The sequence below is a fragment of the Streptomyces sp. CA-146814 genome (assembly GCF_050942385.1).
Lineage (GTDB): Bacteria > Actinomycetota > Actinomycetes > Streptomycetales > Streptomycetaceae > Streptomyces.
Genome location: NZ_CP192068.1, coordinates 6000516 through 6025375 on the forward strand (window position 1 = coordinate 6000516; position 24860 = coordinate 6025375).

The 24860-nt window shown below is 71.0% G+C and carries 23 protein-coding genes and 5 tRNA genes; 21 read left to right on the plus strand and 7 right to left on the minus strand.

The window, feature by feature from the left end:
- Positions 1-80 precede the first annotated feature (80 nt).
- Positions 81-494, minus strand: a complete 414-nt coding sequence (locus ACQP09_RS26950; protein WP_006127850.1) for a roadblock/LC7 domain-containing protein — start codon at positions 492-494, stop codon at positions 81-83.
- A gap of 9 nt (positions 495-503) precedes the next feature.
- The gene (locus ACQP09_RS26955) at positions 504-4217 is read right to left on the minus strand and encodes a nitrate- and nitrite sensing domain-containing protein (protein ID WP_433404085.1); all 3714 of its coding nucleotides are present in this window, start codon (positions 4215-4217) and stop codon (positions 504-506) included.
- Between the two features lie 579 nt (positions 4218-4796).
- Between ACQP09_RS26955 and ACQP09_RS26960 the strand changes: the two genes are divergently transcribed.
- From ACQP09_RS26960 to ACQP09_RS27000, 9 genes are all read left to right on the plus strand, one after another.
- Positions 4797-4976, plus strand: coding sequence for a hypothetical protein (locus ACQP09_RS26960; protein WP_433404088.1), 180 nt, complete (start codon positions 4797-4799; stop codon positions 4974-4976).
- A gap of 96 nt (positions 4977-5072) precedes the next feature.
- The gene (locus ACQP09_RS26965) at positions 5073-5858 is read left to right on the plus strand and encodes a fumarylacetoacetate hydrolase family protein (RefSeq protein WP_404059027.1); all 786 of its coding nucleotides are present in this window, start codon (positions 5073-5075) and stop codon (positions 5856-5858) included.
- The gene (gene gltX, locus ACQP09_RS26970) at positions 5851-7365 is read left to right on the plus strand and encodes a glutamate--tRNA ligase (RefSeq protein WP_433404091.1); all 1515 of its coding nucleotides are present in this window, start codon (positions 5851-5853) and stop codon (positions 7363-7365) included. Before ACQP09_RS26965 ends, gltX begins: the two co-directional genes overlap by 8 nt.
- Positions 7366-7440: 75 nt before the next feature.
- Positions 7441-8160 carry an HAD family hydrolase gene (locus tag ACQP09_RS26975; RefSeq protein ID WP_433404093.1) on the plus strand — a complete coding sequence of 240 codons (720 nt, stop codon included), beginning with the start codon at positions 7441-7443 and terminating at the stop codon, positions 8158-8160.
- Positions 8161-8248: 88 nt separating this feature from the next.
- Positions 8249-8320: transfer RNA gene (locus ACQP09_RS26980), tRNA-Gln, on the plus strand.
- A gap of 39 nt (positions 8321-8359) precedes the next feature.
- Positions 8360-8432: transfer RNA gene (locus ACQP09_RS26985), tRNA-Glu, on the plus strand.
- A 60-nt stretch (positions 8433-8492) separates the two neighbouring features.
- Positions 8493-8565 (plus strand) — tRNA-Glu (locus ACQP09_RS26990).
- Positions 8566-8577: 12 nt separating this feature from the next.
- Positions 8578-8649 (plus strand) — tRNA-Gln (locus ACQP09_RS26995).
- 20 nt (positions 8650-8669) lie between these two features.
- Positions 8670-8742, plus strand: a tRNA-Glu gene (locus tag ACQP09_RS27000).
- 180 nt (positions 8743-8922) lie between these two features.
- Here ACQP09_RS27000 and ndgR read toward each other — a convergent pair.
- A complete protein-coding gene (gene ndgR, locus ACQP09_RS27005) occupies positions 8923-9639 on the minus strand; it encodes an IclR family transcriptional regulator NdgR (protein ID WP_003966003.1) in 717 nt (238 codons plus the stop codon).
- 174 nt (positions 9640-9813) lie between these two features.
- Here ndgR and leuC point away from each other — a divergent pair, with 174 nt between their 5' ends.
- The 4 genes from leuC to ACQP09_RS27025 all read left to right on the plus strand — a co-directional run bounded on the left by leuC (position 9814) and on the right by ACQP09_RS27025 (position 12956).
- The gene (gene leuC, locus ACQP09_RS27010) at positions 9814-11241 is read left to right on the plus strand and encodes a 3-isopropylmalate dehydratase large subunit (RefSeq protein WP_433404095.1); all 1428 of its coding nucleotides are present in this window, start codon (positions 9814-9816) and stop codon (positions 11239-11241) included.
- A 2-nt stretch (positions 11242-11243) separates the two neighbouring features.
- Positions 11244-11837 (plus strand): 3-isopropylmalate dehydratase small subunit, encoded by a 594-nt coding sequence (gene leuD, locus ACQP09_RS27015; RefSeq protein WP_433404097.1) that lies wholly within the window; start codon positions 11244-11246, stop codon positions 11835-11837.
- Positions 11838-11941: 104 nt separating this feature from the next.
- The gene (locus ACQP09_RS27020; RefSeq protein WP_026237629.1) at positions 11942-12169 is read left to right on the plus strand and encodes a hypothetical protein; all 228 of its coding nucleotides are present in this window, start codon (positions 11942-11944) and stop codon (positions 12167-12169) included.
- A 142-nt stretch (positions 12170-12311) separates the two neighbouring features.
- On the plus strand, positions 12312-12956 hold the full coding sequence (locus tag ACQP09_RS27025; RefSeq protein WP_432151092.1) for an HU family DNA-binding protein: 645 nt from the start codon (positions 12312-12314) through the stop codon (positions 12954-12956).
- Between the two features lie 121 nt (positions 12957-13077).
- Here the strand turns inward: ACQP09_RS27025 and ACQP09_RS27030 are convergent, their stop codons facing one another.
- Together ACQP09_RS27030 and cofC are read right to left on the minus strand one after the other, a co-directional pair.
- Entirely contained in the window at positions 13078-13281 is a 204-nt protein-coding gene (locus tag ACQP09_RS27030; RefSeq protein WP_018509660.1) for a hypothetical protein, read from the minus strand.
- 10 nt (positions 13282-13291) lie between these two features.
- Entirely contained in the window at positions 13292-13975 is a 684-nt protein-coding gene (gene cofC / locus ACQP09_RS27035; RefSeq protein WP_433404100.1) for a 2-phospho-L-lactate guanylyltransferase, read from the minus strand.
- Between the two features lie 162 nt (positions 13976-14137).
- Between cofC and ACQP09_RS27040 the strand changes: the two genes are divergently transcribed.
- Genes ACQP09_RS27040 through ACQP09_RS27050 form a run of 3 tightly spaced genes read left to right on the plus strand, consistent with a single transcriptional unit; the run spans position 14138 to position 17107 of the window.
- Complete coding sequence (locus ACQP09_RS27040; RefSeq protein WP_433404103.1) at positions 14138-14890, plus strand: lysophospholipid acyltransferase family protein; 753 nt, start codon at positions 14138-14140, stop codon at positions 14888-14890.
- Entirely contained in the window at positions 14887-15897 is a 1011-nt protein-coding gene (locus ACQP09_RS27045; RefSeq protein WP_433404106.1) for an NAD(P)H-dependent glycerol-3-phosphate dehydrogenase, read from the plus strand. Before ACQP09_RS27040 ends, ACQP09_RS27045 begins: the two co-directional genes overlap by 4 nt.
- 34 nt (positions 15898-15931) lie before the next feature.
- Entirely contained in the window at positions 15932-17107 is a 1176-nt protein-coding gene (locus ACQP09_RS27050) for a D-alanine--D-alanine ligase family protein (protein ID WP_433404109.1), read from the plus strand.
- Positions 17108-17293: 186 nt separating this feature from the next.
- On the opposite strand, the gene ACQP09_RS27055 is transcribed toward ACQP09_RS27050, so the two are convergent.
- Positions 17294-17527, minus strand: coding sequence for an Lrp/AsnC ligand binding domain-containing protein (locus ACQP09_RS27055; RefSeq protein WP_018488685.1), 234 nt, complete (start codon positions 17525-17527; stop codon positions 17294-17296).
- 228 nt (positions 17528-17755) lie between these two features.
- Here ACQP09_RS27055 and ACQP09_RS27060 point away from each other — a divergent pair, with 228 nt between their 5' ends.
- Positions 17756-18727 carry a thiamine-phosphate kinase gene (locus ACQP09_RS27060; protein ID WP_093694863.1) on the plus strand — a complete coding sequence of 324 codons (972 nt, stop codon included), beginning with the start codon at positions 17756-17758 and terminating at the stop codon, positions 18725-18727.
- A 58-nt stretch (positions 18728-18785) separates the two neighbouring features.
- The gene (thiD, locus tag ACQP09_RS27065) at positions 18786-19595 is read left to right on the plus strand and encodes a bifunctional hydroxymethylpyrimidine kinase/phosphomethylpyrimidine kinase (protein ID WP_433404113.1); all 810 of its coding nucleotides are present in this window, start codon (positions 18786-18788) and stop codon (positions 19593-19595) included.
- An 88-nt stretch (positions 19596-19683) separates the two neighbouring features.
- Here thiD and rpmB read toward each other — a convergent pair whose 3' ends face one another.
- Complete coding sequence (gene rpmB, locus ACQP09_RS27070) at positions 19684-19869, minus strand: 50S ribosomal protein L28 (RefSeq protein ID WP_003965989.1); 186 nt, start codon at positions 19867-19869, stop codon at positions 19684-19686.
- Between the two features lie 255 nt (positions 19870-20124).
- Here rpmB and ACQP09_RS27075 point away from each other — a divergent pair, with 255 nt between their 5' ends.
- From ACQP09_RS27075 to rsmD, 3 genes are all read left to right on the plus strand, one after another.
- Positions 20125-21822: a DAK2 domain-containing protein gene (locus tag ACQP09_RS27075; protein WP_433404117.1), complete on the plus strand. Its 1698-nt coding sequence runs from the start codon at positions 20125-20127 to the stop codon at positions 21820-21822.
- A 49-nt stretch (positions 21823-21871) separates the two neighbouring features.
- A complete protein-coding gene (gene recG, locus ACQP09_RS27080; RefSeq protein WP_433404120.1) occupies positions 21872-24082 on the plus strand; it encodes an ATP-dependent DNA helicase RecG in 2211 nt (736 codons plus the stop codon).
- A 189-nt stretch (positions 24083-24271) separates the two neighbouring features.
- A complete protein-coding gene (gene rsmD / locus ACQP09_RS27085) occupies positions 24272-24856 on the plus strand; it encodes a 16S rRNA (guanine(966)-N(2))-methyltransferase RsmD (RefSeq protein ID WP_433404122.1) in 585 nt (194 codons plus the stop codon).
- Positions 24857-24860 lie beyond the last annotated feature (4 nt).

The following is a 24860-nucleotide window of genomic DNA, read 5'->3' on the forward strand; positions in this document are numbered from 1 at the left end:
AGGGGACTAAGGCGGCCTGGCGGGTGAGGGTTGTGGGCATTACCTGGGGGGATCGTGTCGTGAATCCGCAGGACGGCCGCCTAATGGAGCAGACTGCCCTGGAGCTCGGCGCGGAGGTCGGGCGTGAGGACGGTGCCCGCACGGTCGACCAGGAGGGCCATCTCGTAACCGACCAGACCGATATCGGCGTCCGGGTGGGCGAGAACGGCGAGTGAGGACCCGTCGGAGATGGACATGAGGAAGAGGAATCCCCGCTCCATCTCCACAACGGTCTGGCTGACGGCGCCGCCCTCGAAGATCCGGGACGCGCCGGCGGTCAGCGACGTCAGACCGGAGGCCACGGCCGCCAGCTGGTCGGCGCGGTCGCGCGGGAATCCTTCGGACATCGCCAGCAGCAGGCCATCCGCGGAGACCACCACCGTGTGGGACACCCCTGGGGTGTTGTCCACGAAGTTGGTGATCAGCCAGTTCAGATTCTGCGCGGCCTGACTCATGGGGCTCAACTAACGCTCCTGCTGGTGAGTGGGGCCGAGATGGATACTGCCGGTCGACGGGCCGTTGTTGGCCTGCCGTCCCTGCTGGATGCCCCGGCGGAGATTGGTCAGACGACCGCGTACGTCATCGGGCGCACGCGAAACCTGAGGTCCGGACTGGTGATTCTGCTGCTGAGCGGTCCCCGGAACCAAATTGGCGCGGGGAACACGGCGGGGCAGCCCGGAAGTGGTGACCCCGCCGGCGGCCGGCTTCTTGACCCGCTCGGCCTGGCGTACGAGTTCGTCGTTGGGCGAGGCGCGCCACGAGCTGGTCACCGGAGCCTCGGCCGCACCACGCTGCGGCATGGGCGGAACGGGTACGCCGGTGGGCTCGGGAGCGGCCGGCGCCGGCTCGGCCGCCTGCTGGCCACCCTGGCCCGGGCCGTGGAACCAGTTGGTCTCCAGGGTGTCGTACAGCGGCGTACGACCGTCCCCGGCTCCGGCCGGCGGCAGGGCCTCCGGCTGCTGCGGGAGTGCGGGACGGTACGGGGCCTCGCCCGCCGGGGACGCCGACGGACGCGGGGCGCCGAAGCCGTTGCCCTCCGGGCCGCGCTGACGCGGCGCGGGCAGCTGCTGGCCCTGGTTCTGCTGGAGCGGCGCGTTGAAGTCGGGCCGCGCGAACTGCGCGGTGGACGCCGGGTCCTGGGCCTGATGGCCGTAACCCTGGTTCTGGGCCGGTGCGTTGAAGTCCGGCCGGGCGAACTGCGAGGTCGCGCCCGGGTCCTGGTTCAGCGGGGCGTTGAACGCCTGGTCCTGGCCGGGGCCCGTCGGCCGGGCGAACTGCCCGGTCGCGTCGTGCTCCTCGTGGCCGCGCGGGGCGTCCGCGCCCCAGTTGACGGCCTGGGGGCGCTGCTGCGGGTTGCCGCCGGGCAGCTCGGCCCGGGGACCGCCGGTCGGCGGCAGCTGACGGCCGGGGCCGCCGGGCTGCTGGAAACCGCCCTGGCCGCCGGGGCCGTTCTGCTCGTGCCGGGCCTGCTGGGGCTGCGGCTGGTGCCGGCCCTGCTGACCCGGACCCTGCTGGCCCTGGTGCTGGCCGGGCTGGCCCTGCTGCTGTCCGGGCTGGATCTGCTGGTTCTGCGGGGCGAACGCGTTCGAGCGGCCGTTCTGGCCGGGGGCGGCCGGAGCGCCGTGACCGAACAGGTTCGGCTGACCCGCGTCCGTACGGCCGGGACCGTCGCCCTGGCCGCGGGCGCCGAGCCGGGCGCCGTTGCCGAAGGCGCCGGAGAGGCCGCCGCCCTGGCGCTGGGGCTCCTGGCCCGGGAAGGGCTGGTTCGGGTTGCCGTTGTTCTGCGGGCGGCCGGGGGCGCTGTCCCGTGCGGGGAGGGCGGCGCGCGGGCCGGAGCCCGCACCGACCTGGCCGCGCTGGCCGCCGGGGGCGGAGCCGAGGCTCTTGGCGCCCGGTCCGCCGGGGCCGCCCGGTCCGCCGCCGATGCCGGGGCGCTGGCCGCCGGCCGCGCCGTTGCCGGCGAGGAGGCCGCCGGGGGCGGAGCCGTTCTGCTGGCCGGAACCCTGCTTGGACGGGGGCTGCTTGCCGCCGTGGGCGACATCGACGGGCAGCATGACCAGCGCGGTCGTGCCGCCGGAGTCGGAGGGGCGCAGCTGGATGCGGATGCCGTGACGCAGCGACAGCCGGCCGACCACGAACAGACCCATGCGGCGCGAGACCGAGACGTCCACGGTCGGCGGCTGCGCGAGCCGCTCGTTGATCGCCGCGAGGTCCTCGGGGGAGAGGCCGATACCGGTGTCGTGGATCTCGACCAGCACCCGGCCGTCGGGCAGCGCGTGACCGGTGACCCGGACCTTCGTCTGCGGCGAGGAGAACGAGGTGGCGTTCTCCAGTAGCTCGGCGAGGAGGTGCACGAGGTCGTTGACGACCCGGCCGGCGACCTCGGTGGCGGGCACCGCGGAGAGCTCGATGCGCTCGTACTGCTCCACCTCGGAGGCGGCGGCACGGAGCACGTCGACCAGCGGGACGGGGCGGGTCCACCGGCGGCCCGGCTCCTCACCCGCGAGGACGAGGAGGTTCTCACCGTTACGGCGCATACGGGTCGCGAGGTGGTCGAGCTTGAAGAGCGAGGAGAGCTGGTCCGGGTCGGCCTCGCGCGACTCCAGCTCGGAGATGAGCGAGAGCTGGCGCTGGATGAGGCCCTGGGAGCGGCGCGAGAGGTTGGTGAACATCGCGTTGACGTTCCCTCGCAGCAGGGCCTGCTCGGCGGCGAGGCGGACGGCCTCGCGGTGCACGTCGTCGAAGGCCGCGGCCACCTGGCCGATCTCGTCCCGGGAGTGCACGCCGACCGACTCGACGGAGGTGTCGACGTCCTGCGGGTCGGTCTCGGAGAGCTGCTTGACCAGCTCGGGCAGCCGGTCCTGGGCGACGCGGGTGGCGGTGTCCTGGAGGCGGCGCAGCGAGCGGATCATGGAGCGGGCCACCACGAAGGCGCCGACGAGCGAGACACCGAGCACGATGAGGATGACCGCACCGTTGATGATCGCCTCACGCTGGGAGGCCTCGCGCAGCTCGCGCGCCTTGGCCTCCATGTCGCTGAGGAGGGTGGTCTCGATCGTCTTCATCGCGTCGATCTTGGTGGACGACTGGTCGTACCAGTCCATGTACGAGCGCACCTTCGCCCCGTCGATCCCGTTCGGGGTGTCGAGGATGTGCTTGGCGTACATGTTCGCCGCGTTGATCTCGGGGTTGTTCCCGTTGTCCAGCGGCGCCATCAGGTCCACCGCGCTCTCGCCGGTCGACCCGTAGATCGACTTGAACGAGCTGATCGCGCGGGTTTCCTTGTCGAGCGCGTTGGAGCCGAACTGCTTGTCGTTCTCGTTGAGGTGCGGTTCCTTGACCGACCCACCGGGCAGCGCGGCCGCGATGATCGCGCGCTGGATCGAGGCGTACTCCTTGGCGGAGGAGAACGCCGCCAGCGCACGGGTCCGCTTGATCATGTCCGGGTTGCTGGTCGCCTGGGCCATGTCCTGGGACAGGCTGAGCAGCGAGGTGATCAGCTGGCTGTACTGGTCGATGGTGTTGAGGGACGGCGCGCCGTCCTCGTACGCCGACTTGCGGATCGACCGGATGTCGCCGAGCTGCGAGGCGATCTGGGCGACGCTCGCGTGGATGCTCTCCAGCGCGTCGTCGTTCTCGAAGTCGCCGATCTCGTTGGTCGCGTCCAGGAACGCGTCCTTCGCCCGGTCGGTCTTCTCGCGCGGCTGGGAGACCTTGTAGTCGGTCGCCTTGGAGCCGTTGGAGAGCGGACCGGCGGACTGGTCGCGCTCCACCTGGAGGGCCTGCGCGAGCGAGGTCGCCTGCTTGGTCATCTGGGTCAGCAGCTGCATGTGCTCCAGCTGCTGCATGTCGGTCATGGACTCGTTGATCCTCAGACCGCCCAGGCTGGTCGCTGCGACCACGGGGAGGGCGAGGAGGGAGACCAGTCGCGTACTGATGCGCCAGTTACGGAGCGCTATTCGCGACCCCGTGTCGACCGGGCCGCGGGAAGCGGAAGGCGTGCTCGGCTCGGCTCCGCCGCTCGGCGCGGAGCCCGGGGGCTTGGCACGGTCGTTGTTGTCGCCGGCAGCGGCCGGCCCGGGGTTCTGGGCGTGCTGGGGCGAGGAACCGCGGTCGGTCCCGCCGCGCGGCTCCTGTTCCGCCGGAGCGCTGCCATCCCTCTTGAAACGTCCCTGCACTAGCGTCGCAACCTCTGGACCAGGCGTTCCACCCGCGAACGGACAGAACGGTGTCGGCGTCGTGGGGCGCTGGACGCGCCCCATGGTGGTCGTTGAGTGACCGGCGTACTTCCCCCTCCCGCCGCCCCTCGGCGCTGGGTCGCGCCCCGGTGCGCCGGCCTCAAACCCGCGGCGGTGCGTGGAATTCCAGCACAGTGCAGGATCTCCAACAAGGGCCATGTACCGGGCTGTGACCTGGGTGACACGTTGTGATGAACGGGTAACAAGCAGTGGAGAGTGATCGTGGGTAAAAAGGACGATCGGGGAGGAGTCGCTTAGGGGTGGGGGGTGTCCCAGTCGCGATGATCAGGAGCGGAATGATGGATTCAGGGCGGTAATGTCCGTTTCTCGGACCATGATCACCTGCCCGGAATGGGCTGATTGTCGATTAGTTCGTGAGCAAACTCACATGATGATCGTCGCCTCATCGCGGTTCCGGCGGGGAATCGGATGTTTAGCCTGACGCTTTACAGGGATGGCGAATCCGACAAGCAGGCGCCGCCGAGGCGGTGCCCCTCACCGACAGGGTCCTGACGGCAGATGAAGACGACGACGATCCGCAACATTGCCAACCCCCGGCGCACCACGCTGGCGCACCTCCAGGACGCCGAGGCGCTGCAGACGCCGTTCCTGCCGGAGCACGCCGCCGACCTGCCCACCGTCACGGCCAACCCGCGCCGCACCATCCTCATGGAAGCACCGGTCGCGGCGGCCCGGTAGCCACCGCCCCGGCATACGCGAGCTGTGCCCCTCCCTCGGCGTTAGCCTGGAGCGTCAGTCTTCAGCCAGCCAGCAAGTGAGGGGCGACAGCATCCCGTGCGCATCGCCAGGTTCTCCATCGACGGCAATGTCGCCTTCGGCGCCGTCGAGGGACAGGGCACCGTGGAATCCGGTGACCTCGTCCTCGACATCATCAAGGGCATCCCGTACGCCGACTTCGAGCTCTCGGGCACCAAGGTCCCGCTGAACAAGGTCCGGCTGCTGCCTCCCGTGCTCCCCAACAAGGTCGTGGCCATCGGCCGCAACTACGCGGAGCACGCCGCCGAGCTCGGCCACGAGGTCCCCGACGCGCCCATCACCTTCTTCAAGCCCACCACCTCGGTGATCGGCTCCGGCGACGCGATCGAGTACCCCTCCTTCTCCAGCGACCTCCACCACGAGGCCGAGCTGGCCGTGGTCATCGGCCGCATGTGCCGCGAGGTCCCGCGCGAGCGCGTCAAGGACGTCATCCTCGGCTACACCTGCGCCAACGACGTCACCGCCCGCGACGTGCAGGCACGCGAGAAGCAGTGGGCCCGCGCCAAGGGCTTCGACACCTCCTGCCCGCTGGGGCCCTGGGTGGAGACCGACGTGGACCCGCACGACCTCACCATCCAGGCGACGGTCAACGGCGAGCAGCGGCAGCTCGGCCGTACGAGCGACATGGTCCGCTCCGTCGAGGACCTGATCGTTCACATCACGGAGGCCATGACGCTCCTCCCGGGCGACGTGATCCTCACGGGCACCCCCGCAGGGGTCGGACCCCTGCACGTCGGCGACGAGGTCGCCGTCACCATCGAAGGCATCGGCACTCTCACCAACAAGGTGATCAAGCGTGGCTAACGCACCTTTCCCCAAGCTCTCGGCTCCGCTCGACCAGGGGAGGCCCCATCGCGTCCGTTTCTGTCCCTCCCCGACCGGCAACCCGCATGTGGGCCTGGTCCGGACGGCGCTGTTCAACTGGGCCTTCGCCCGGCACCACCAGGGCACCCTGGTCTTCCGGATCGAGGACACCGACGCCGCGCGCGACTCCGAGGAGTCCTACCAGCAGCTGCTCGACTCGATGCGCTGGCTCGGCCTGGACTGGGACGAGGGCCCGGAGATCGGCGGCCCGCACGCGCCGTACCGCCAGTCGCAGCGGATGGACCTGTACAAGGACGTCGCCGAGAAGCTGCTCGCCGCCGGGTACGCGTACGCCTGCTACTGCACCACCGAGGAGCTGGACACCCGCCGCGACGCCGCCCGCGCCGCCGGCAAGCCCTCCGGCTACGACGGCCACTGCCGCGACCTCACGGCCGAGCAGAAGGCGGCGTACGAGGCCGAGGGCCGCACCTCGATCGTCCGCTTCCGGATGCCCGACGAGGCCATCACCTTCACCGACCTGGTCCGCGGCGACATCACCGTCCAGCCGGAGAACGTCCCGGACTACGGCATCGTCCGTGCCAACGGGGCCCCGCTCTACACGCTGGTCAACCCGGTCGACGACGCGCTGATGGAGATCACCCACGTCCTGCGCGGCGAGGACCTGCTCTCCTCCACCCCGCGCCAGATCGCGCTGTACCGGGCGCTCATCGAGCTGGGCATCGCCAAGGAGACCCCCGCCTTCGGCCACCTGCCGTACGTCATGGGCGAGGGCAACAAGAAGCTCTCCAAGCGCGACCCGCAGGCCTCGCTCAACCTCTACCGCGAGCGCGGCTTCCTCCCCGAGGGCCTGCTGAACTACCTCTCGCTGCTCGGCTGGTCGATCGCCGAGGACCGCGACATCTTCTCGGTGGACGAGCTGATCGCCGCGTTCGACATCGGGGACGTCAACGCCAACCCGGCCCGCTTCGACCTCAAGAAGGCCGAGCACATCAACGCCGAGCACATCCGCATGCTCGATGTGAAGGACTTCACCGACGCCTGCGGCCCCTGGCTGAAGGCCCCGTTCGCGCCCTGGGCCCCGGAGGCCTTCGACGCGGAGAAGTGGACGCGGATCGCTCCCTACGCCCAGACCCGGGTCACGGTGCTCTCCGACATCACGGACAACGTCGACTTCCTCTTCCTGGACGAGCCGGTGGCGGACGAGGCGTCCTGGACCAAGGCGATGAAGGGCGAGCCGGCCGCGCTCCTGACCACGGCCCGCGCCAACCTGGAGGCGGCCGACTGGAGCGACCCGGAGTCGCTGAAGAACGCCGTCCTCACCGCCGGCGAGGCGCACGGCCTCAAGCTCGGCAAGGCCCAGGCCCCGGTCCGCGTCGCCGTCACCGGCCGTACGGTCGGCCTGCCGCTCTTCGAGTCCCTGGAGATCCTGGGCCGCGAGAAGAGCCTGGCCCGCATCGACGCGGCGCTCGCCAAGCTGGCCGCGTAAGCGCGCGAGGCACCCCGCGGAGGGCCGCAGCCGACCGGCTGCGGCCCTCCGGCTTTTACCGCTAACGTGACGTACATGCCGATCCGAGCCGTGCTCTGGGACATCGACGACACGATCTTCGACTACGCGGGCGCCGACCACACCGGCATGCGGCTCCACCTGGAAGGCGTGGGACTGCCCGAGGCGTACGCGACGGTCGACGAGGCTCTCGCCGGCTGGAAGGCGATCACCGTCCGGCACTGGGCGCGTGTCGCGGCCGGCGAGACGGACTTCCTCGGCCAGCGCCGGGACCGGGTGCGGGAGTTCCTCTCGCGGCCGCTGACGGACGCCGAGGCCGACGCGTGGTTCGCCGGCCACCTGTCCCACTACGAGGCCGCCTGGGCGCTCTTCCCGGACGTGCTGCCCGTCCTGGACCGGCTGGCACCGGCCTACCGGCACGCGATCCTCTCCAACTCCAGCACCGACCACCAGCACCGCAAGCTCACCGCGCTCGGCATCCGGGACCGCTTCGAGGTGATGGTCTGCGCGGTGGAGCTGGGCGTCTCCAAGCCCGAGCCCGGCGCCTTCCACGCGGCCTGCGAGGCGCTCGCGCTGGCGCCGCACGAGGTGGCGTACGTCGGTGACGAGCCGGACATCGACGCGAGCGGGGCCGTGGCCGCCGGGCTGACCGGGATCTGGCTCGACCGGCGGGGGAGGGGTGGGCGGACGGACCTCGTGACGATCACCGGCCTCGACCAGCTCCCGGGCCTGCTGGCGGGAGATACCCGTTTTGGAGCGCCGGACACCTTCGGGTAATGTTCTTTCTGCGCCGCCCGAGCGGGCCGAAAGATCCGGCCGGGAAGCGCAGACAGAAGTGAAGCCCCCACCACGGGTTGCATTTCAGTGGGCTATGGTGTAATTGGCAACACTACGGTTTCTGGTACCGTCATTCTAGGTTCGAGTCCTGGTAGCCCAGCGCAGTACCGAGCAAGACCAGCAGTATCCAGCAGGACAAGCCCCCGTTGTGTAGCGGCCTAGCACGCTGCCCTCTCACGGCAGTAGCGCCGGTTCGAATCCGGTCGGGGGTACAGATCCTTCCCGCGAGAACACCTGGGTCGCACCCACGTTCTTGATGCAGGATCGCTAGGGCCCCCGTTGTGTAGCGGCCTAGCACGCTGCCCTCTCACGGCAGTAGCGCCGGTTCGAATCCGGTCGGGGGTACTTGTCACACCATGGGCTATGGTGTAATTGGCAACACTACGGTTTCTGGTACCGTCATTCTAGGTTCGAGTCCTGGTAGCCCAGCGCAAGTCAGCAGTAACCACGCCCCCGTTGTGTAGCGGCCTAGCACGCTGCCCTCTCACGGCAGTAGCGCCGGTTCGAATCCGGTCGGGGGTACAACAGAGCGGTACGGAAAGGCCCTTCACCTCGGTGAAGGGCCTTTCCGCTTGTCCGGCCCGGAGCGCTCCGGGCCAAGTCGCCTACGTCACACCGCTGTTGGCCGGGAAAAGAAAAGGGCCGCCACGGCGCTGGGGCGGCCTTCCGGAACAGGGGGAGAGGTGGTGCGGTGCCGGCGGGTCAGCCCGTACGGCGCAGGGCCTCGCTCAGGCGGGCCGCCGAGTCGATGACCGCCTGAGCGTGCATCCGGCCCGGGTGGCGGGTGAGGCGCTCGATGGGGCCGGAGACCGAGACGGCGGCGACCACCCGGTTCGACGGGCCGCGCACCGGGGCCGAGACCGAGGCCACGCCCGGCTCCCGCTCGCCGATCGACTGGGCCCAGCCCCGCCGCCGTACGCCGGAGAGCGCCGTCGCGGTGAACCGGGCCCCCTGGAGGCCCCGGTGCAGGCGCTCCGGCTCCTCCCAGGCCATCAGGATCTGCGCGGAGGAACCGGCCTTCATGGTGAGCGTCGAGCCGACCGGCACCGTGTCCCGGAGTCCGGACAGCCGTTCCGCCGCCGCCACGCAGATGCGCATGTCGCCCTGCCGGCGGTAGAGCTGCGCGCTCTCGCCGGTGATGTCCCGCAGGTGGGTGAGTACCGGTCCGGCCGTCGCCAGCAGGCGGTCCTCGCCCGCCGCGGCCGCCAGTTCCGACAGCCGGGGGCCGAGGATGAACCGGCCCTGCATATCCCTCGCCACCATCCGGTGGTGTTCCAGTGCCACGGCCAGACGGTGGGCCGTGGGCCGTGCGAGCCCGGTCGCCGCGACCAGCCCGGCGAGGGTGGCCGGACCGGACTCCAGGGCGCTCAATACCAGAGCTGCCTTGTCGAGAACGCCGACGCCGCTAGAGTTGTCCATACGACGATACTCCCGTCTCACTCTGTGAAACGCAAGTTCAATTTTCAGCGGAAGTTGCGAACCTGTAGAGGCGGCCCCACAACGGCCCGTGGCCACCGCCCCGCACGGGGATCCGGACGGCGGCGCACCGAATCTCTAGTTGGGCCGGCGAAGACGCCGGCCGGAGGGAAAGCGATGGGTAGGACACTCGCGGAGAAGGTCTGGGACGACCATGTCGTCCGGCGCGCGGAGGGCGAGCCCGACCTTCTCTTCATCGATCTGCACCTGCTGCACGAGGTGACCAGCCCGCAGGCCTTCGACGGTCTGCGCCAGGCCGGACGTCCGGTGCGACGCCTCGACCTCACCATCGCCACCGAGGACCACAACACCCCGACCCTCGACATCGACAAGCCGATCGCCGACCCGGTCTCCCGCGCCCAGCTGGAGACCCTGCGCAAGAACTGCGCGGAGTTCGGCGTACGGCTGCACCCGCTCGGCGACGTCGAGCAGGGCGTCGTGCACGTGGTCGGCCCGCAGCTGGGGCTGACCCAGCCCGGCACCACCGTGGTCTGCGGTGACTCCCACACCTCCACGCACGGGGCGTTCGGCGCGCTGGCGTTCGGCATCGGCACCAGCCAGGTGGAGCACGTCCTGGCCACCCAGACGCTGCCGCTGGCCCGCCCGAGGACCATGGCCATCACGGTCGACGGCGAACTGCCCGAGGACGTCACCGCCAAGGACCTGATCCTGGCGATCATCACCCGGATCGGCACCGGCGGCGGCCAGGGCTACATCCTGGAATACCGCGGCTCCGCCATCGAGAAGCTCTCGATGGAGGCCCGGATGACCATCTGCAACATGTCGATCGAGGCCGGTGCCCGCGCGGGCATGATCGCCCCGGACGAGACCACCTTCGCCTATCTGGAGGGCCGCGACGCCGCTCCCCAGGGTGCGGAGTGGGACGCGGCCGTCGCGTACTGGAAGACCCTGCGCTCCGACGGCGACGCGGTGTTCGACGCCGAGGTCGTCATCGACGCCACCGAGCTGGCCCCGTTCGTCACCTGGGGCACCAACCCCGGCCAGGGCGCGCCGCTCTCCGCGCACGTCCCCGACCCGGCTTCGTACGAGGACGCCTCGGAGCGCCACGCCGCCGAAAAGGCCCTGGAGTACATGGGGTTGACCGCCGGGCAGCCGCTGCGTGAGATCAGCGTGGACACCGTCTTCGTAGGTTCGTGCACCAACGGCCGCATCGAGGACCTGCGCAACGCCGCCGCCATCCTGGACGGCCGCAAAGTCGCCGACGGCGTACGGATGCTGGTCGTCCCGGGCTCCGTCCGGGTCGCCCTCCAGGCCGTCTCCGAGGGCCTGGACAAGGTCTTCACCGGGGCCGGCGCCGAATGGCGGCACGCGGGTTGCTCGATGTGCCTCGGTATGAACCCCGACCAGCTGGCCCCCGGCGAGCGCTCCGCCTCCACCTCCAACCGCAACTTCGAAGGCCGGCAGGGCAAGGGCGGCCGCACCCACCTGGTCTCGCCCCAGGTCGCCGCCGCCACCGCCGTGCTGGGCCATCTGGCCTCGCCCGCCGACCTGTCCGACACCCGTACCCCCGCCGGAGTCGCATAGCCATGGAAGCCTTCACCACCCACACCGGCCGGGCCGTCCCGCTGCGCCGCAGCAACGTCGACACCGACCAGATCATCCCCGCCCACTGGCTGAAGAAGGTCACCCGCGACGGGTTCGAGGACGGGCTCTTCGAAGCCTGGCGCAAGGACCCGGACTTCGTCCTCAACCGCCCCGAGCGCCAGGGCGCCTCGGTCCTGGTGGCCGGTCCCGACTTCGGTACGGGCTCCTCCCGCGAACACGCGGTCTGGGCCCTGCAGAACTACGGCTTCAAAACCGTCATCTCCGCCCGCTTCGCCGACATCTTCCGGGGCAACTCGCTGAAGAACGGCCTGCTGACCGTGGTCCTGGAGCAGAAGGTCGTCGACGCGCTGTGGGAGCTGAGCGAGGCCGACCCGAGCGCCGAGATCACCGTCGACCTGGAGACCCGCCAGGTCCGAGCCGAGGGCATCACCGCCGACTTCGAGCTGGACGAGAACGCCCGCTGGCGCCTGCTCAACGGCCTCGACGACATCAGCCTCACCCTTCAGAACGAAGCGGACATCGCGGCTTACGAGGCGGCCAGGCCGTCCCACAAACCGCGTACAATTGACGCCTGAGCAGCGCTTTTCCATGACTGCGCCCCCTGCCTCCAGGCAGGGGGCGCAGTCGCTTGTTGAGCCCCCCTCGGGCGACAACTCGCCCCAGATGGCACAATCGGTGCATGGAACGCGACAGCCAACTCAAGCTCTATGGCCAAGTCGCCGACCAGTTGAAGGAAGCGCACGCGAAGGTGCGTGCACTGCAAGTCCCGGAGGGCGTACGGATGGCGCTCTCCCGGAAGCTGCTGGTCGTCACGGCCGCGGCGAAGCACGATCTCCCGGACGCGGCAAGGCGTCTGGACCGGTTGATGAAGGACCTCGATGAGGGCCGATTCCCCGAAGGTGACTGACACGTGGAACTGCGCATCGGTCGACTTCGTTGCGGCACTAGGGTGATTAGCCCGTTTCGTGTTTGATTTGCGGTATATATCTGCCTAACGTGCGAAAAAGCCTGAACACTTTCGTTCCGGCAATGTCTCCGAAGGGGAAGACGTGAACAAGGCGCAGCTCGTAGAAGCGATTGCCGACAAGGTCGGCGGCCGCCAGCAGGCCGCAGACGCCGTCGACGCGGTACTCGACGCGATCGTCCGTGCCGTTGTCGCCGGGGACCGTGTCTCGGTCACCGGCTTCGGCTCGTTCGAGAAGGTCGACCGCCCCGCCCGGTACGCCCGCAACCCGCAGACGGGTGAGCGCGTCCGGGTCAAGAAGACCTCGGTGCCCCGCTTCCGCGCGGGTCAGGGGTTCAAGGACCTGGTGAGCGGCTCCAAGAAGCTCCCCAAGAACGACGTGGCCGTGAAGAAGGCCCCCAAGGGCAGCCTCTCGGGCGGTTCTTCCGCCGCCCGTACGACGGTCAAGGCCGCCGCCGCCAAGAAGTCGGCCGCCAAGAAGGCCACGGCGAAGAAGGCCACCGCGACCGCCAAGAAGGCCGCGCCCGCCAAGAAGACCACGGCCAAGAAGGCCACCGCCACGGCGAAGAAGGCCACGCCGGCCGCGAAGAAGGCAGCCACGGCGAAGAAGGCCACCGCGACCGCCAAGAAGACCGCGCCCGCCAAGAAGGCCACGGCGAAGAAGGCGCCCGCGAAGAAGACCACGGCGCGCACCACCACGGCCAAGAAGGCCACCGCACGCAAGAAGTGAGACCGGGCGACCGCTCGCTTCGAGGAAACGCGCCGGGCCGGGCTCCCCTCCGGGGGAGCCCGGCCCGCGGGCTGTCCGGGGCCCGTTCGGCCCCTCGTACGGTCCGCGACCCCCGTACGGTCTAGAACGTCTGCAGCGTCACCAGCGTGATCCGCAGCGCGGCGCCTTCGCCCTCGCCCTCGATCCGCACCCGCTGCCCCGGACGCAGCAGCAGCAGGCCGCCCGCGTCGAAGGCCGGGGCGTCGAACTCCACCGGGGTGCCGTCGTCCAGCAGCACACTGCCGGTCCGGGTCTCGGGGTCGTACGTGTACGAGGTCGCCTGCATGGGCGGCAGCCTATCGGTCCTGAGCCAGGGCCAGCGCGGCCGTCAGACTCTCCGTGTACGGGCCCACTCCGAGGCTCAGCGCCACCGCCAGGTCCTCGCCCGTATCCACGTCCCGGCGCACCGAGTCGACGCCGGGCAGCGTTATTTCCACCGCGCCCGAAGCGAGATGCCGGGCGGCGGAGGGGCCGCCGAAAGCGGGGCGCAATTCCGTGCCCCCGGCGCAGGACAGAAATGTCGTTCCGATTCCCGCCGCATCACGGAGAAATGCCCTGGGAAAAGCGGAGGCAAAATCGAGCACCCGAGCCAATTCACCGGCGCGCAGAGCCGGCAGATCCGCGTTGAGAGCCGCCACCGGGACGGCGGGCGCGAGGGCCCGCACCGAACGCGCCCCGTACGCCAGCGCGGCGTTGAGCCCGGCCGCCGGGAGGTCCGCCACGATCCGCGCGCCGAGCGCCGAAAGGGCCGCCCCGGCCGCCGGATCGTCCGTGACGACCACCACATCCCGCACCCGGGCACAGGAGAGCGCCGCCGCCACCGTGTCCTGGGCGAAGGCCAGCGCCAGGCGCGGCCGGGCGAGCTCGCCCGCGGCCCGCCCCAGGCGGCTCTTGGCCCGCGTGAGCGGCTTCAGCGGAACGACCAGGGACCAGGACCCCGCCGGATCGGTGTTCGTGGCGATCTCCCCCTCCGTGACCATGAGGACTTATTCTCGCCTGCCGGTACGACAACCCGGAGGTCCGGGCCCGGGGGTGAGGCGTACGGTGTTCTCGACAGAGGAGGGGCCTGGGGCGAGACTTGACCGTCAGTAGCCGGCAGCAGGTCGAGAGTTCCGATGAGGTCCTTAGAGGAAGGTGTCCGAGTGTCCCGCCGCAGAATCGGCTTCTGGTACCGCCTGGCGGCGGTTATCGCCAAGCCGCCATTGGTGGTTCTGTTCAAGCGCGACTGGCGGGGGATGGACCACATTCCGGCCGACGGCGGATTCATCACCGCCGTCAATCACAACTCCTATCTGGACCCGCTCTCCTACGCGCACTTCCAGTACAACACCGGACGCGTGCCCCGGCTCCTGGCCAAGGCCGGCCTCTTCCGCACCCCCTTCGTCGGGATGATGCTGCGCGGCACCGGCCAGATCCCCGTCTACCGCGAGACGACCAACGCGCTGGACGCCTTCCGGGCCGCCGTCGACGCCATCGAGCGCGGCGAGTGCGTCGCCTTCTACCCCGAAGGCACCCTCACCCGCGACCCCGACATGTGGCCGATGGCCGGCAAGACCGGCGCCGCCCGGGTCGCGCTGATGACCAAGGCGCCGGTCATCCCGGTCGCCCAGTGGGGCGCCAACCTCGCGATGCCGCCGTACGCCAAGGAGAACAAGCTCCAGCTGTTCCCCCGCAAGACGCTGACGGTCCAGGCGGGCCCGCCCGTCGACCTCAGCCGCTTCTACGACGTCGAGCCGACGCCCGACGTCCTGCGCCAGGCGACCGAGGTCATCATGGCCGCGATCACCCGCCAGCTGGAGGACGTCCGCGGGGAGAAGGCCCCCGCCGAGCTCTACGATCACCGCAAAGCCCGTGCTGAACAACGGCGCAGGGCGCAGGGAAAGGGATCCACGTGACGCACCCCGTAAAAGCAGCCGTCTTCGGAACCGGCTCATGGGGTACGGCGTTCGCCGTGATCCTCGCCGACGCGGGCTGCGAGGTCACCCTCTGGGGACGCCGCGCCGAGGTCGCCGAGACCGTCAACACCACGCACACCAACCCGGACTACCTGCCGGGCATCGAGCTCCCCGCCTCGATCCGCGCCACCACCGACCCCGCCGAGGCCCTGCGCGGCGCCGAGTTCGCCTTCCTCGTCGTGCCGTCCCAGACGCTGCGCGCCAACCTCGCCGCCTGGGCCCCGCACCTGGAGCCCGACACCGTCCTGGTCTCCCTGATGAAGGGCGTCGAGCTGGGCACTGCCGAGCTGATGAGCGAGGTGATCGCCGACGTCACCAAGGTCTCCGCCGATCGCATCGCCGTCGTCTCCGGACCCAACCTCGCCAAGGAGATCGCCGAGCGCCGCCCCGCCGCCGCCGTCGTCGCCTGCGCCGACGAGTCCGTCGCCCAGCGCCTCCAGACCGCCTGCCACACCCCGTACTTCCGGCCGTACACCAACACCGACGTCGTCGGCTGCGAGCTCGGCGGCGCCGTGAAGAACGTCATCGGCCTCGCCGTCGGCATCGCGGACGGCATGGGCCTCGGCGACAACACCAAGGGCTCCCTCATCACCCGGGGCCTCGCCGAGACCACCCGGCTGGGCGTGGCCATGGGCGCCGACCCGCTGACGTTCTCCGGACTCGCGGGCTTGGGCGACCTGGTGGCCACCTGCTCCTCGCCGCTCTCGCGCAACCACACCTTCGGCACCAACCTCGGCCGCGGTATGACGCTCCAGGAGACGATCGCCGTCACCAAGCAGACCGCCGAGGGCGTCAAGTCCTGCGAATCGGTCCTCGACCTGGCCCGCCGCCACGGCGTCGACATGCCCATCACGGAGACCGTCGTCTCCATCGTCCACGAGGGCAAGTCGCCGGTCGTCGCGGTCAAGGAGCTGATGTCGCGGAGCGCCAAGGCCGAGCGGCGCTGACTCCTCCCTTACCAGCAGGTACGCTCATCGCGATATGAGCAGCGAGAACCTCCCCCAGAGCCCTGAGCGCCCCGAGAGCCCTGAGCAGCAGCGCCGCAAGCCGCGTGTGGCTGTCGTGTTCGGCGGCCGCAGCTCCGAACACGGCATCTCGGTCGTCACGGCCGGCGCCGTCATGAAGGCCATCGACCGGACGAAGTACGACGTCCTGCCGATCGGCATCACGACGGACGGCCGCTGGGCGCTGACCGCGGACGATCCCGAACGCATGGCCATCGCCGACCGCAAGGTCCCCGACGTGGACCTGCTCACCGAGTCCACCGAGGGCAGCGTCGTGCTCTCCGTGGACCCGGGCAGCCGCGAGGTCGTCTACACCGAGCCCGGTTCGGTGCCCAAGGCGCTCGGCGAGGTCGACGTCGTCTTCCCCGTCCTGCACGGCCCGTACGGCGAGGACGGCACCCTCCAGGGGCTGCTCGAACTCTCCGGTGTGCCCTACGTCGGCGCGGGCGTCCTCGCCTCAGCCGTCGGCCAGGACAAGGAGTACATGAAGCGCGTCTTCCTCTCCTTCGGGCTGCCGGTCGGACCGTACGAGGTCGTCCGGCCCCGCGAGTGGGACCGCGACCCCTCCGCCGTACGCAAGCGGATCGTGGACTTCGCCGGTGAGCACGGCTGGCCGCTCTTCATCAAGCCCGCCCGCGGCGGCTCCTCCATGGGCATCACCAAGGTCGACGGTCTCGAAGGCCTCGACGCGGCGATCGAGGAGGCCCGGCGCCACGACCCCAAGTTCCTCGTGGAGTCGCTGCTGCGCGGCCGTGAGATCGAGTGCGGCGTGCTGGAGTTCGAGGACGGCCCGCGCGCCAGCGTGCCCGCCGAGATCCCGCCGGTCACCGCGCACGAGTTCTACGACTTCGAGGCGAAGTACATCGACTCCGCCGCCGGTCTGGTGCCCGCGCCGCTCACCGAGGAGGAGACCGCCGAGGTCCAGCGGCTCGCCGTCGCCGCCTTCGACGCCACCTCCTGCGAGGGGCTGGTGCGCGCCGACTTCTTCCTCACCGAGGACGGCACCTTCGTCATCAACGAGATCAACACCCTGCCGGGCTTCACCCCGATCTCCATGTACCCGCGCATGTGGCAGGAGAGCGGCGTGAGCTACCCGGAGCTGGTCGACCGGCTGATCCAGGCCGCGTTGACCCGCTCCACCGGACTGCGCTGAGAGACCCGGAAGGCCGGGACGGCGGTGGCCGTCCCGGCCTTCGGGCATGGGGCATCCGTCTTCGGGGACGGGGGAGCGCCGCAGCGCAGTACGATCGCCCCGTCAGCGCGCGGAGAGCACGGTGCGGGGGCGGGAGAACCGCGGTCACAGTCCGCCGCGCGTCCCGCGCGCGGTACCGGACGGGGGTCAGAGGTGGACGACCGGACAGGTCAGGGTGCGCGTGATGCCGTCCACCTGCTGCACCTTGGCGACCACCATGCGGCCGAGCGCGTCGACCGTGTCGGACTGGGCGCGCACGATCACGTCGTACGGACCGGTGACGTCCTCTGCCTGGATGACTCCCGGAATCTTGGAGATGGTCTCGGCGACGATCGACGCCTTGCCCACCTCGGTCTGAATGAGGATGTACGCCTGTACCACGGAACCTCCAGGGCGGCCACGAGGATCATGTGGGGGAAAGGGACGCCACGTTATCGCGTCGCCGAGGGTGACGGGGAGACCTACGGGCCGTGTGACGTCCACAGCGTGGCGTGCGGAGTGCGGAAGTTGACGTATCCCTTGACGGTACCGACGGTACCGACAGCAGTGACGGCTCGCGACCGGGGGCCCGGACGGGTGTCCGGGGCGATAGATGAGAGGTGAGACTCGGTGAAGGGAACCGTGGGCGAGTTGGGGGAGTTCGGGCTCATCAGAGAGCTCACGTCCCGGCTCACCACCACTCCGGCGGTACGGCTGGGGCCCGGCGACGACGCCGCGGTCGTGGCCGCTCCCGACCGCAGGGTCGTGGCCAGTACGGACATCCTGCTGGAAGGGCGGCACTTCCGCCGCGACTGGTCGACGGCGTACGACGTCGGCCGCAAGGCGGCGGCGCAGAACCTCGCCGACATCGCGGCCATGGGCGCCGTGCCCACCGCGCTGCTCCTCGGCCTCGTCGTCCCCGCCGACCTCCCGGTCACCTGGGCCGCCGAGCTGATGGACGGGCTGCGGGACGAGTGCCAGGTGGCGGGCGCGGCCGTGGTCGGCGGCGATGTGGTCGGCGGCGACACCATCACCGTCGCCATCACCGCCCTCGGCGACCTGCGCAACCACGAACCGGTCACCCGCGCCGGCGCCCGCCCCGGCGATGTCGTCGCCGTCACCGGCTGGCTCGGCTGGTCCGCCGCCGGATACGCCGTGCTCTCCCGGGGCTTCCGCTCGCCCCGCGCCTTCGTCGAGGCCCACCGCCGCCCGGAACCGCCGTACCACGCGGGCCCCGCCGCCGCCGGACTCGGCGCCACCGCGATGACCGACGTCAGCGACGGCCTCGTCGCGGACCTCGGGCACATCGCCGAGGCCAGCAAGGTACGCATCGACCTGCGCTCCGGCCTCATCGACATCCCCTCGCAGATGTCCGACATCGGCCAGGCCGTCGGCGTCGACCCGCTCCAGTGGGTGCTGACCGGGGGAGAGGACCACGCGATCGTGGCGACCTTCCCGCCCGACGCGAAGCTCCCCGCCCGCTGGAAGGTGATCGGCGAGGTCCTCAACCCCTCCGCGCTGCCCCAGGTCACCGTGGACGGGGCGCCCTGGACCAGCAAGGGCGGCTGGGACCACTTCGGCGCGATCGAGGACACGTACTAGAGCGCAGGCCTCATCCGTGAACCTATAGCTCACGCGTGCGCGTACTAGATTGCTGCGTATGCCCATACGTACCGCTGTACCGCCCCGCGTCCTCACCGTCGCCGGATCCGACTCCGGCGGCGGTGCGGGGATCCAGGCCGACCTGAAGACCATGCTCGCCCTCGGCGTCCACGGCATGAGCGTGCTCACCGCCGTCACCGCGCAGAACTCCCTCGGCGTCCAAGGCGCGTGGGAGCTGCCGGTGGACGCCGTACGCGCCCAGTACCGCAGCGTCGTCGACGACATCGGCGTCCAGGCGGTGAAGACCGGGATGCTCGCCTCGGCCGCGCTCGTGGAGACCGTCGCCGAACTCCTCGCCGGGACCGACGCCCCGGTCGTCGTGGACCCGGTCGGCGTCTCCAAGCACGGCGACGCGCTGCTGGCCGCCGAGGCGCTCGACTCCGTACGGACGAAGCTCCTGCCCGTCGCCACGGTGGCCACCCCGAACCTGGACGAAGTGGCGCAGCTCACCGGCGTACAGGTCGCCGACGAGGACGACATGCGCCGGGCCGCCGAGGAGATCCTCGCGTTCGGACCGCGGTGGGCGCTGATCAAGGGCGGCCACCTGCCCGGCGACGCGGTCGACCTGCTCACCGACGGGAGCGCGGAACACTGGCTGCGCGCCCCCCGCTACGACAACCGGCACACCCACGGCACCGGCTGCACCCTCGCCTCCGCCATCGCCTCCGGACTCGCGCTCGGCCAGGACGTGCCCACGGCGGTGGAGGGCGCGAAGGCGTACGTCACCGGCGCGATCCGCGCCGGATTCGCGCTCGGCGGCGGCATCGGCCCGGTCGACCACGGCTGGCGGACCCGCCCCGCTGAATGATCACCGCCGGATGAGCACAGCAAAAAGCCGGTCCACCGAGGTGGACCGGCTTTTTGGGCAACCGGAAGGCTGCGCTACGACGGAGACGTCAGCGCGCGACCTTGCCGGCCTTGATGCACGAGGTGCAGACGTTGAGCCGCTTCGGCGTCCGACCGACCACGGCACGCACGCGCTGGATGTTGGGGTTCCAGCGACGGGACGTACGGCGGTGCGAGTGCGAAATGCTGTTGCCGAAGCTCGGCCCCTTGCCGCAAACGTCGCAGTTGGCAGCCACGGGTCACTCCAAAGACTTCAGATGCACTTACAGTGAATTCCGGCGCGCCGGAATCATTGAATGAAGTGGCGGTACCGGAGGAATGGCCCGACTCTCATCGGGCAACCGAAGCAGCATACAACGCCTGCTTCGGAGATACGAAACTACCACGGGTTGGCCCACCGCCCTCCCGCCCCCTGTCCCTGCCCGGGCCCCGGCAGGCGGGCTAACCTGCGGTGCAGCCCGTTGCCACGGCCGCTTCAAGGAGGACCATCGGTGCCGCAGCTCCCCGACGATCTGGACGCCGTCGCGGTGCGCACCTGGTGCTCACTGGCCCTGGAGGCCCTGGGCCGGGAGCGCGCGGAGATCGACGCGATCAACGTCTATCCCATCGCCGACGGGGACACCGGCACCAACCTCTATCTGACCGTCGAGTCCGCCGCCGCGGCCGTCGAAGCCGTCTTCGCCGCCCATGAGACCGGCACCACCGCGCCCGCCACCGCCGACGCCGTACGTGCCATGGCGCACGGTGCCCTGATCGGCGCGCGCGGCAACTCCGGCACGATCCTGGCCCAGCTGCTGCGCGGTATGGCCGGTGTGCTGGCCGACGGCGGTGACGCGGCCCATCTGCGCCTCGCCCTGACCCGGGCCGCCGCCGCCGCCCGGCAGGCCGTCGCCCACCCGGTGGAGGGCACGGTGCTGACCGTCGCCACGGCCGCCGCCGAAGCCGCACAGGGCGAGGAGCGGGAGGTGCCCGCGGTGGTGAGCGCCGCGTACGAGGGGGCGCGCGCCGCCCTGGCGAGGACCCCGGAGCAGCTCGCCGTGCTCGGCCGGGCCGGGGTCGTGGATGCCGGGGGACGCGGGCTGGTGGCGGTCCTGGGGGCGCTGGTGGAGGCGGTGACCGGGCAGGCTCCGGTACGAGGGCCTCGTACCGGGTCCGGGAAGGCGGCCGCGCCCGTGGACGGCGGGTCGGTGGTGGGGCTGCCGGTGGGCGGGGTTCCGGTGGACGGCCTGTCTGTGGGGGAGGGGCCGCTCGACTGTCCCGAGGACGCGGACGGCGGGCCCGCCTTCGAGGTGATCTACCTCCTGGAGGCCCGCGACGAGCAGGTGGACCGGTTGCGGACCCGGCTCGACGCGCTCGGCGACTCCCTGGTCGTGGTCGGCGGCGACGGGCTCTGGCACGTGCACGTCCATGTCGACGACGCCGGGGCGGCCGTGGAGGCGGGCGTCGAAGCCGGGCGGCCGTACCGGATCCGGATCACCCACTTCGCCACCGAGAGCGGCCACGACGTCCGCGTCCAGGCCGAACCGGCCCAGCGCGCGGTGGTCGTCGTGGTCCCCGGCGACGGCCTCGCCGGGCTCTGCACCGAGGCCGGCGCCACCACCGTCATCGCCCGCCCCGGCGAACCCCCCGCCAGCGGCGAACTCGTCGACGCCATCCGCCGCGCCCACGCCCGCGAGGTGGTGCTGCTGCCCAACGACGCGGCCCTGCGCCACACCGCGGCCGCCGCCGCCGAACAGGCCAGGACCGAGGGGGTCCGGGTCGCCCTCGTCCCGACCCGCGCCGCCGTCCAGGGCATCGCCGCCCTCGCCGTGCACGAGCCGGACCGGGGCTTCGACGAGGACGTGGTCGCCATGACCGCCGCCGCCGGCGCCACCCGCTACGCCGAACTGGCCGTCGCCGAACACCGGTCGTGGACCATGGCGGGCATCTGCCAGGCCGGGGACATCCTCGGCCTGATCGACGGCGACGTGGCCGTGATCGGCGCCGACGTCCCGGCCACCGCCCGCACGGTGCTGGACCGGATGCTGGCGGCCGGCGGCGAACTGGTCACCCTGGTCCTCGGCGAGGACGTCCCGGACGCGGTGGCGGACGCGCTGGAGGAGTACGTACGCGAGGGCCATCTCGCCGTCGACACCGTGGTCTACCGGGGCGGTCACCAGCGCGCACCGCTGCTGATCGGCGTCGAGTAGCGGGCCTACCGCCGTGCCCGGCCCACGCTTGTCAGTGCAGTGGTGTGCAATGGATCGCGTGTCCTCGTTCGATGAACCTCTCAAGAAGCTGCTCGGCGGAGCCACCGCGAAGGTGATGGCCGAACACCTCGACCTGCACACGGTCGGTGATCTGCTGCACCACTACCCGCGGCGGTACGAGGAGCGCGGCAAGCTGACCGCGCTGGCCGACCTCCCGCTGGACGAGCACGTCACGGTCGTCGCCCAGGTCGCCGACGCCCGGATCCTGATGTTCAACAACGGCCGGGGCAAGCGGCTGGAGGTCACCCTCACCGACGGCAGCGGCCGCCTCCAGCTGGTCTTCTTCGGCCACGGCGTCCACAAGCCGCACAAGGAGCTGCTCCCGGGCCGCCAGGCGATGTTCGCGGGCAAGGTCTCCGTCTTCAACCGGAAGATGCAGCTGGCCCACCCCACGTACCAACTGCTCGACGCTTCCGACGCCGACGAGGCGACCGAGGCCGTGGACGCCTTCGCCGGACGGCTGTTGCCGATCTACCCGGCCTGCAAACAGCTCGACTCCTGGCGGATCGCCAAGGCCGTGGACGCCGTGCTGCCGAGCGCGCAGGACGCGGTGGACCCGCTGCCCGCCGCCCTGCGCGAGGGGCGCGGCTTCACGCCGCTGCCCGAGGCCCTGCTGAAGGTCCACCGGCCGCAGACGAAGGCGGACATCGAGGACGCCAAGGCCCGGCTCAAGTGGGACGAGGCGTTCGTCCTCCAGGTCGCCCTGGCCCGCCGCCGGTACGCCGACACCCAGCTGCCCGCCGTCGCCCGCCGCCCGGTCCCCGACGGCCTGCTGGACGCGTTCGACGCCAAGCTGCCGTTCACGCTCACCGAGGGCCAGGTGAAGGTCAGCAAGGAGATCTTCGACGACTTGGCCACCGAGCATCCGATGCACCGCCTCCTCCAGGGCGAGGTGGGCAGCGGAAAGACGATGGTGGCCCTGCGCGCCATGCTCACCGTGGTCGACGCGGGCGGCCAGGCCGCGATGCTCGCGCCCACCGAGGTCCTGGCCCAGCAGCACCACCGCTCGATCACCGAGATGATGGGCGAGCTGGCCGAGGGCGGCATGCTCGGCGGCTCGGACCGGGGCACCAAGGTCGTCCTGCTCACCGGCTCCATGGGCATGGCCGCCCGCCGGCAGGCGCTGCTCGACCTGGTCACCGGCGAGGCCGGGATCGTCATCGGCACCCACGCGCTGATCGAGGACAAGGTCCAGTTCCACGACCTCGGGCTCGTGGTGGTCGACGAGCAGCACCGCTTCGGCGTCGAACAGCGTGACGCCCTCCGCTCCAAGGGCAAGCAGCCGCCCCACCTCCTCGTCATGACCGCCACCCCCATCCCGCGTACGGTCGCGATGACGGTCTTCGGGGACCTGGAGACGTCCGTCCTGGACCAGCTCCCGGCCGGCCGCTCGCCGATCGCCAGCCATGTCGTCCCCGCCAAGGACAAGCCCCACTTCCTCGCCCGCGCCTGGGAACGCGTCCGCGAAGAGGTCGAGAACGGCCACCAGGCGTACGTGGTCTGCCCCCGCATCGGCGACGACGCGGAGGAGGAGGGGAAGAAGGGCAAGGCCAAGAAGAAGGCCGCCGAGGAGGACCCCGAGAAGCGGCCGCCGCTCGCCGTCCTGGAGATCGCCGACGAGCTCCGCAAGGGCGCGCTGGCCGGGCTGAGCGTCGAGGTGCTGCACGGGCGGATGCACCCGGACGAGAAGGACGACGTCATGCGCCGGTTCGCCGCCGGTGACGTCGACGTCCTGGTCGCCACCACCGTCATCGAGGTCGGCGTCAACGTCCCCAACGCCACCGCCATGGTGATCATGGACGCCGACCGGTTCGGCGTCTCCCAGCTCCACCAGCTCCGCGGCCGCGTCGGCCGCGGCTCGGCCCCCGGGCTCTGCCTGCTGGTCAGCGAGGCCCACGAGGCGAGCCCCGCCCGCGCCCGCCTCTCCGCCGTCGCCGCCACGCTCGACGGCTTCGAGCTCTCCCGGATCGACCTGGAGCAGCGCCGCGAGGGCGATGTGCTCGGCCAGGCCCAGTCCGGGGTGCGCTCCTCGCTGCGGATGCTCACCGTCATCGACGACGAGGAGGTCATCGCCGCCGCCCGCGAGGAGGCCGTCGCGATCGTCGCCGCCGATCCGGAGCTGGAGCACCTGCCGGAGCTGCGGACGGTGCTGGCCGCGCTGCTGGACAAGGACCGGGAGGAGTACCTGGACAAGGGCTGAGCGCACGGGGCCGCCCTGCCGGTGCGGGCCGCACGCCATATCGTGGACGGACAGCCCGTACCCGCCGCGTACGGACAGCTTGCACCCGTCGGCGTACGGACAGCCCGTACCCGTCGGCGTACGTACGGCACGCGCCCACGCGCGAGCCCCGCACACGCCCCCGACCCCGACCCCGAGGACCCGACACCCATGACCCGCGTGATCGCCGGATCGGCCGGCGGACGCCGCCTGGCCGTACCGCCCGGCACCGGCACCCGCCCCACCTCCGACCGTGCGCGGGAGGGCCTCTTCTCCACCTGGGAGGCGCTGCTCGGCACGCTCGAAGGCGTCCGCGTCGCCGATCTGTACGCCGGATCCGGCGCCGTGGGCCTCGAAGCGCTCTCGCGCGGCGCCGTCCACGCGCTGCTCGTCGAGGCGGACCAGAAGGCGGTGCGCACGGTCCGGGACAACGTCCGCACCCTCGGCCTGCCCGGTGCCGAGGTCCGTACCGGCAAAGCCGAGCAGATCGTGACAGGACCGGCGCCCTCCGACCCGTACGACATCGTCTTCCTGGACCCGCCGTACGCCGTCACCGACGACGATCTTCGCGAGATCCTGCTCACACTCCGTGCTCAGGGGTGGCTCACGGGCGATGCGCTCGTCACGGTGGAACGCAGCACCCGGGGCGGAGAATTCGGCTGGTCCGCCGGATTCGAGCCACTGCGGGCCCGTCGCTACGGCGAGGGAACGCTTTGGTACGGTCGCGCCGCCGCTACGTGCGAAGACGCACGATGACCGG